At 45.7% G+C, this 7,233-nt stretch carries 7 protein-coding genes; 5 read left to right on the top strand and 2 right to left on the bottom strand.

What is annotated here, in order from left to right; all coding sequences use genetic code 11:
* Positions 1 to 215: 215 nt before the first annotated feature.
* Positions 216 to 1,313 (bottom strand): ATP-dependent 6-phosphofructokinase, encoded by a 1,098-nt coding sequence (locus PN447_RS03480; RefSeq protein WP_271760857.1) that lies wholly within the window; start codon positions 1,311 to 1,313, stop codon positions 216 to 218.
* A 350-nt stretch (positions 1,314 to 1,663) separates the two neighbouring features.
* Here PN447_RS03480 and hoxE point away from each other — a divergent pair, with 350 nt between their 5' ends.
* The 5 genes from hoxE to PN447_RS03455 all read left to right on the top strand — a co-directional run bounded on the left by hoxE (position 1,664) and on the right by PN447_RS03455 (position 6,709).
* Positions 1,664 to 2,203, top strand: coding sequence for a bidirectional hydrogenase complex protein HoxE (gene hoxE, locus PN447_RS03475; RefSeq protein WP_271760855.1), 540 nt, complete (start codon positions 1,664 to 1,666; stop codon positions 2,201 to 2,203).
* Entirely contained in the window at positions 2,190 to 3,794 is a 1,605-nt protein-coding gene (locus PN447_RS03470; protein ID WP_271760853.1) for a NuoF family protein, read from the top strand. Before hoxE ends, PN447_RS03470 begins: the two co-directional genes overlap by 14 nt.
* A gap of 30 nt (positions 3,795 to 3,824) precedes the next feature.
* Positions 3,825 to 4,541, top strand: coding sequence for a bidirectional hydrogenase complex protein HoxU (hoxU, locus tag PN447_RS03465; RefSeq protein ID WP_271760851.1), 717 nt, complete (start codon positions 3,825 to 3,827; stop codon positions 4,539 to 4,541).
* An 81-nt stretch (positions 4,542 to 4,622) separates the two neighbouring features.
* Positions 4,623 to 5,168 (top strand): oxidoreductase, encoded by a 546-nt coding sequence (locus PN447_RS03460; RefSeq protein WP_271760849.1) that lies wholly within the window; start codon positions 4,623 to 4,625, stop codon positions 5,166 to 5,168.
* A gap of 86 nt (positions 5,169 to 5,254) precedes the next feature.
* Entirely contained in the window at positions 5,255 to 6,709 is a 1,455-nt protein-coding gene (locus tag PN447_RS03455) for a Ni/Fe hydrogenase subunit alpha (RefSeq protein WP_271760847.1), read from the top strand.
* 161 nt (positions 6,710 to 6,870) lie between these two features.
* Here the strand turns inward: PN447_RS03455 and PN447_RS03450 are convergent, their stop codons facing one another.
* A complete protein-coding gene (locus PN447_RS03450) occupies positions 6,871 to 7,032 on the bottom strand; it encodes a hypothetical protein (RefSeq protein ID WP_271760845.1) in 162 nt (53 codons plus the stop codon).
* Between the last annotated feature and the right edge of the window lie 201 nt (positions 7,033 to 7,233).

The following is a 7,233-nucleotide window of genomic DNA, read 5'->3' as shown; positions in this document are numbered from 1 at the left end:
CTTAAACCCTGACCCATCAACCGTCAACAGTTAACACCCAGTCGGATTTATCCGACTTAAGCTATCAGACAGGGGTTTCTAACCCCTGGCTCCCCGTGGTCGTAGCTCTTAAACCCTTACCCATTAACAGTCAGCCTTCTGTAACTCTGGCTGTGCGATCGCCCATCATATCGCCAATTTAATGGAGGATAATTACTAAGGCTGGTGTTAATAGATTACCTTGGAGAGAAGTTAGGGCGATCGCCAATGTAAGTACCGAGCGATCGCGCTGTTTGCACTAAGAAGTTATCAGGATCTACTAAACAAGGACTCTCAGCCAAAACTGCTTCCAAGGGAACAGCAACAACTTGACCATTTTGCCAAGCTACCATCTGCCCAGATTGTCCATTAGCTAATAAATCTACCGCAGCTTTACCGAAAGCCGTAGCTATCAAACGGTCTAAAGCCGAAGGAATACCACCGCGTTGAATATGTCCTAAGACTGATACCCGAATATCAAGATCGTCGGTGAGGGCGCGAATCTCATCGGCTATATATTGACCCATACCACAGGAAGGGCGTTGTGGTTGCAGCGGTGGGGCGCTATCACAGAATGTATAAGCAGATGAATCAGTGGCGACTTGAATACCTTCAGCCACTACTATAATTGCAAACCTACGTCCCCTGTGGCGTAGCTGTTCTAAATGCTCACACACTCCCCCAATAGAATAGGGGATTTCCGGAATCAAAATCACATCCGCACCCCCAGCAATACCCGATTGTAGGGCTAAATGTCCGGCGTTGCGCCCCATGACTTCCACAATCATCACCCGGTCATGACTACAAGCAGTAAAAGTCAAACGATTGAGCGCATCAACAACAGTATTTACCGCCGTATCGAAACCTACAACTCTTTGGGTCTGTCCCACATCATTATCAATAGTTTTAGGAATACCGATAAATTCCCAGTTTCCTTGACTTTGGAGTTGATAGAGAATTGCCAAGCTACCATCCCCACCGATGCCAATCAAAGCATCTAATCCTAAAGCATAGTATCCAGCAACAATCTCTTCTACATGAGCTAGAGTATCACCTTTATTAATACTACCCAAAATTGTCCCCCCCATATTCAGCAAAGGGTCAATACCACGCAAGTCTAAACCATGTATACTCAATGGGGTAGCTTCACGGTCTAAAAGTCCTCTAGTTGCATAAGGAATACCCACCACCTCCCAGTTATATGTCAGGGTGGCGTGATGCACCACTGCTCGAATCACCGCATTTAGTCCGGGACAGTCACCACCACTTGTTAGAATACCAAGTCGTTTTTTCATGGTCATCACACATTCGGGCTAGAACATGGCGATATTATTTTCCATTTTGACTGAGATTTTAAAAGTTGTTTGAGGCGATCTCTATGACCGTGAGAGGATGCCTAACATCCCCGACTTCTCACATTATGAAAGATTATCTAGCATAATTTACCTAGAAGTCGGGGATCTGTATGACCGTGAGAGGATGCCTAACATCCCCGACTTCTCACATTATGAAAGATTATCTAGGATAATTTACCTAGAAGTCGGGGATCTGTTTAACTTTCCTTACAATTTTTTTTATTGTTTTTGTCTTACCCTGATTGATTGTTACACTAGGGACATCCCAGCCAAGAGGAGCCAGAGCAATTATGAATCCAACCTCTGCTGTTCAAACTAACAACACAGCAAAAGCTCACTCCGCAACCACTACTCAAGGGGATAAGCGATTTAAAATTCTGTCAGCGCATATTAAACGCCATCAATATCAACAAAATGCCCTAATTGAGATCCTGCATAAAGCACAGGAACTTTTTGGTTATTTAGAAAACGATGTCTTAATTTATATCGCCCACGCACTGAAATTACCACCAAGTCGGGTTTATGGGGTCGCCACCTTTTATCATCTATTTTCCCTTGCACCTAGTGGCCTCCATACCTGTGTAGTTTGCACTGGTACCGCTTGCTATGTCAAAGGCGCTCAGGCTATCCTCACAAGTTTAGAAACATCCATACATCTTCGCCCCGGTGAAACATCCACAGATAGTCAAGTTTCATTGCAAACCGCCAGATGTCTAGGTGCTTGTGGAATCGCCCCCGCCGTAGTCTTTGATAAAACAGTGATAGGGTATCAAACCCCTGAGTTAGTTCTGGATCACATCAAAGGATGGTTACAAAATGGAACTACCTGAATTAATGGCGATCGCCCACAAAGAAAAAACAGCCAGCAAACCGGTAGAAATCCGCTGCTGTGTGGCGGCCGGTTGTCTGTCTGCTAATTCACAAGGGGTGAAACAGGGTTTACAAGAGGCGATTACAACAGAGAATTTAACAGAAACAGTAGAGGTGCGTGGAGTTGGCTGTATGCGCTTGTGCTGTCAAGGTCCATTGGTGCAGGTAGATGACAACAGAACAGCAGCAGGTGTCAATACCCTGTACCAACAAGTCACACCCGACGATGCACCCTCAATTATTGCTGCTTTGGGAGGAGGAGAAACCACAGTTACAAAAGGTGATTTAAGTCATCCTTTTTTTACATCCCAGATGCCCGTTGTTCTGGAAAATAGCGGTAAGGTTGACCCAGAACGTATTCAATCTTATATCGCCGCAGCAGGTTATCAATCCCTCCACCATGTCCTGCGGGAAATGACTCCTAAGGAGGTGGTGGATGCTGTCACCGCTAGTGGTTTACGGGGACGGGGAGGCGCTGGTTATCCCACCGGGGTGAAGTGGGGAACGGTGGCTAAGTCCCCAGGAGCACGAAAGTATGTCATCTGTAACGCCGATGAAGGTGACCCCGGCGCTTTTATGGATCGGAGTGTCTTAGAAAGTGACCCCCACCGGGTACTAGAAGGGATGGCGATCGCAGGCTATGCTGTAGGAGCCAACCAAGGTTATATTTACATCCGGGCTGAATATCCCATAGCTATTCATCGCCTACAAACCGCCATCCGTCAAGCACAACATTTAGGTTTACTAGGTAGTCAAATTTTTGACTCTAGTTTTGATTTTAAAATTGATATTCGCATCGGCGCGGGAGCTTATGTCTGTGGTGAAGAAACAGCCCTCATGGCTTCCATTGAAGGTCAACGGGGAACTCCCCACCCCCGCCCTCCCTATCCAGCCGAATCAGGTTTATGGGGTTACCCCACTTTAATTAATAATGTAGAAACCTACGCCAATATTACACCAATTATCCGTAATGGTGCCCAATGGTTTGCCAGCATCGGTACTGCAAAAAGTAAAGGTACAAAGGTTTTCGCCCTAGCGGGGAAAATCCGTAACACAGGTTTAATAGAAGTTCCCATGGGAACCACCATCAGCCAGATTGTGGAAGTTATGGGGGGTGGTGTACCAGAAGGGGGTGTGGTTAAAGCTGTACAAACCGGTGGACCCTCTGGGGGATGTATTCCCGCATCGGCTTTTGATACTCCTGTTGATTATGAATCCCTGACTGAGCTAGGTTCAATTATGGGTTCTGGGGGGATGATTGTCATGGATGAAACCACCAACATGGTAGATGTGGCCCGCTACTTTATGGAATTTTGTATGGATGAGTCCTGTGGGAAGTGCATTCCCTGTCGGGTGGGAACGGTACAACTGTATCAGTTATTAACCGCCATCAGTGAAGGTAAAGCCACCCAGACAGACTTAGAACTACTAGAGGAATTATGCGACATGGTGAAACATACCAGCTTGTGCGGTTTGGGACAGTCCGCGCCTAATCCAGTATTTAGCACCTTACGTTATTTCCGTGATGAGTATTTGGAGTTACTTCAATAGTTTTACTGTAAATCAGGGTATAAATTAACTATGGCTGTCAAAACTTTGACAATTAATCAAGAATTAATTAGCGCCCGTGAAGAAGATACCATACTCCAAGCAGCCCAAGAAGCGGGGATTCATATTCCCACCCTGTGTCACCTAGAAGGGGTAACAGATGTGGGAGCTTGTCGCCTGTGCTTAGTGGAAATTGCTGGTACTAATAAACTTTTACCAGCTTGTGTAACTAAAGTCGCTGAAGGGATGGAAGTTCAAACCCACACCCAGCGCCTACAAAAGTACCGGCGCACCATTGTAGAAATGTTGTTTGCAGAAGGTAATCACATTTGCTCTGTTTGTGTAGCTAATGGTAATTGTGAATTACAAGATTTAGCCATTGAGATGGGGATGGATCATGTGCGGTTAAACTATCATTTCCCCTCTCGCTCTGTGGATGTTTCCCATCATCTGTTTGGCGTTGACCACAACAGATGTGTTTTATGTACTCGTTGTATTCGGGTTTGTGATGAGATTGAGGGGGCACATACTTGGGATATGGCGGGGAGGGGAACAAATTCCCATGTAATTACCGACTTAAACCAACCCTGGGGGAGTTCCTCAAGTTGTACTTCTTGTGGTAAATGTGTTAATGCCTGTCCCACCGGTGCTCTGTTTAATCAAGGTTCTAGCGTGGGGGAAATGAAGAGCGATCGCCAAATGTTGGATTTCCTAGTCACCGCTCGACAGAAACAAGAATGGAACCGTTAACCGTGGTCGGTGAGCGGAGTCGAACCGTTCACTGTTAACTGATTTCCCCTCCTCAAAAATTCACCCCTCCCCTGAGAAGTTATGACTCTTTTAAAACTAGCTACAGTTTGGTTAGGTGGTTGCTCTGGTTGTCATATGTCCTTTCTGGATCTAGATGAATGGTTGATTGACCTAGCCAAACAAGCAGAATTAGTTTACAGTCCCTTTGCTGATACTAAAGAATACCCTCTAGGTGTGGATGTTGTCTTGGTAGAAGGGGCGATCGCTAACCAAGAACACCTCAAGATGATTTACAAAGTCAGAGAGCGTTCCCAAATTCTCGTATCCTTCGGTGATTGTGCTGTCACCGGTAACGTTACAGCCTTACGTAACCCCATGGGAGACGCGCAAACAGTCCTCCAGCGTTGTTACATAGAAGCCAACGCCCTTTACCCCGCCATTCCCGACCATGCTGATATAGTCCCCACCCTACTAGACCGGGTAGTACCAGTACATCAAGTAGTCCCTGTGGATATTTACTTACCTGGATGTCCCCCTGATGCTAATCGCATCAAAGCTGTATTAGACCCCTTGCTTCAGGGTGAAATACCACAACTATCAGGGCGAGACATGATTAAGTTTGGTTAACTGCAAAACACAGCCAACAGTCAACAGTCAACCGTGGTCGGTGAGCGAAGTCGAACCGTCAACCGTCAACAAATCTGGTCTAAATCATGTCTAAGAAAATTATCATCGACCCCGTAACCCGCATAGAGGGACACGCCAAAATTAGTATATACTTAGATGATACTGGACAAGTTAGCGACGCTCGCTTTCATGTCACAGAATTTCGCGGATTTGAGAAGTTTTGCGAAGGTCGCCCTTTTTGGGAAATGCCGGGAATTACAGCCCGTGTGTGTGGAATTTGCCCAGTTAGTCACTTGTTAGCCTCCGCTAAAGCCGGGGATAACATTTTAACAGTCAAAATCCCCCCCGCTGCCGAAAAGCTGCGGCGGTTAATGAATTTAGCTCAGATTATCCAGTCCCACGCTTTGAGTTTCTTTCACCTAAGCGCCCCAGATTTGTTGTTGGGAATGGATGGCGATCGCCCAGACCGGAATATATTTGGTTTAATTGCAGCAGAACCAGAATTAGCCAGGGGGGGAATTCGTCTCCGTCAATTTGGACAAGAAATCATAGCTCAGTTAGGAGGACAGAAAATACACCCATCATGGGCCGTTCCCGGTGGAGTGCGCGATGCTCTCCGACCAGAGGGACGCACCCACATTTACAACCGCATCCCCGAAGCACGCAGTACAATTTTAGAGGCTCTCGGTAGGTTCAAAGGAATATTAACAGACTACCAACAAGAAATCCAAACCTTTGGCAACTTCCCCACCTTATTTATGGGTTTAGTTACCTCCGCTGGTCTGTGGGAACACTACGACGGACATATCCGGTTTGTGGATAGTGGCGGGAATATCATCGCCGACCAACTAGACCCCAGCAACTATCAACAATTTATTGGGGAAGCAGTACAACCAGACTCTTATTTAAAATCTCCCTACTATCGCCCCCTAGGTTACCCCGACCAAAGAGACCACTGTCACTTAAATAGTGGTATCTATAGAGTCGGGCCCTTAGCCCGGTTAAATATCTGTAGTCACATTGGTACACCCTTAGCCGATGCAGAATTAAGGGAGTTTAGAGACAGAACTAAAAATACCCCCAACTCATCATTTTTCTATCACTACGCCCGCTTAATTGAAATCCTAGCAGCAATTGAACACATAGAAAAACTACTAGATGACCCCGACCTACTTTCAACCCGACTGCGCGCCCATGGGGGTGTGAATCAATTAACAGCTGTAGGAGTCAGTGAAGCTCCCAGGGGAACCCTATTTCATGAATATCAAGTTGATGAAAACGGTTTACTCCAAAGAGTGAATTTATTAATTGCTACAGGTCAAAATAACTTAGCTATGAATCGCACAGTCGCCCAAATTGCGCGCCACTTTGTCAACGGCGAGGAAATCTCCCCCGGTATGTTAAACCGCGTAGAGGCGGGAATTAGAGCCTTTGACCCTTGTTTAAGTTGCTCAACCCATGCAGTGGGGCAAATGCCCTTACACCTGCAAATAATAGCACCAGATGGGACAATTGTCAACCAGGTTTGGCGTACCCAGTAGTCAAACAAATGTACTTTTGGCTGTTGACCGTGGTCGGTGAGCGGAGTCGAACCGTGGTCGGTGAGCGGAGTCGAACGATTGGAAAGTCAAACAATAGTGTATTAACCATTGTTTGACCCTCCGCTTGTAAACAACAAAAAAAGATTATATCTCTTTAGCTATCACTTCCGCGATCGCAGCGCGGACTTTATCTTGCCACCCAGGGATTTTAATATCAGAATTTGATTTTTACCTTCCACCCTAACGTACACTAGCCGCTCTACCACCGCAGCGACTGCCATCAGATGCTCTATCACCGGGAGTATTACAAGATCCGGATACATTGCCTCCACACGAGGTAATTAAACCTGCTACACTAATGACTAAGAGAATAAACGCAATATTTTTTATTTCAAGACAACCTATATTAAGGTATTAAGGAAATTTGCATCAGTAATTCTAAGTATACAAGATTTGGTCATAATACTTAATGTTTTTTTAAATTAGCTTGATGTCACACCATCAAAGTATTTTCTTATTCAACA

Origin of the sequence: Anabaena sp. CS-542/02, from assembly GCF_028331085.1 — a bacterium.
Classification (GTDB): Bacteria; Cyanobacteriota; Cyanobacteriia; order Cyanobacteriales; family Nostocaceae; genus Anabaenopsis; species Anabaenopsis arnoldii.
Note: the sequence above shows the minus strand (reverse complement) of the source record. Positions and strands in the feature narration are given on the sequence as shown.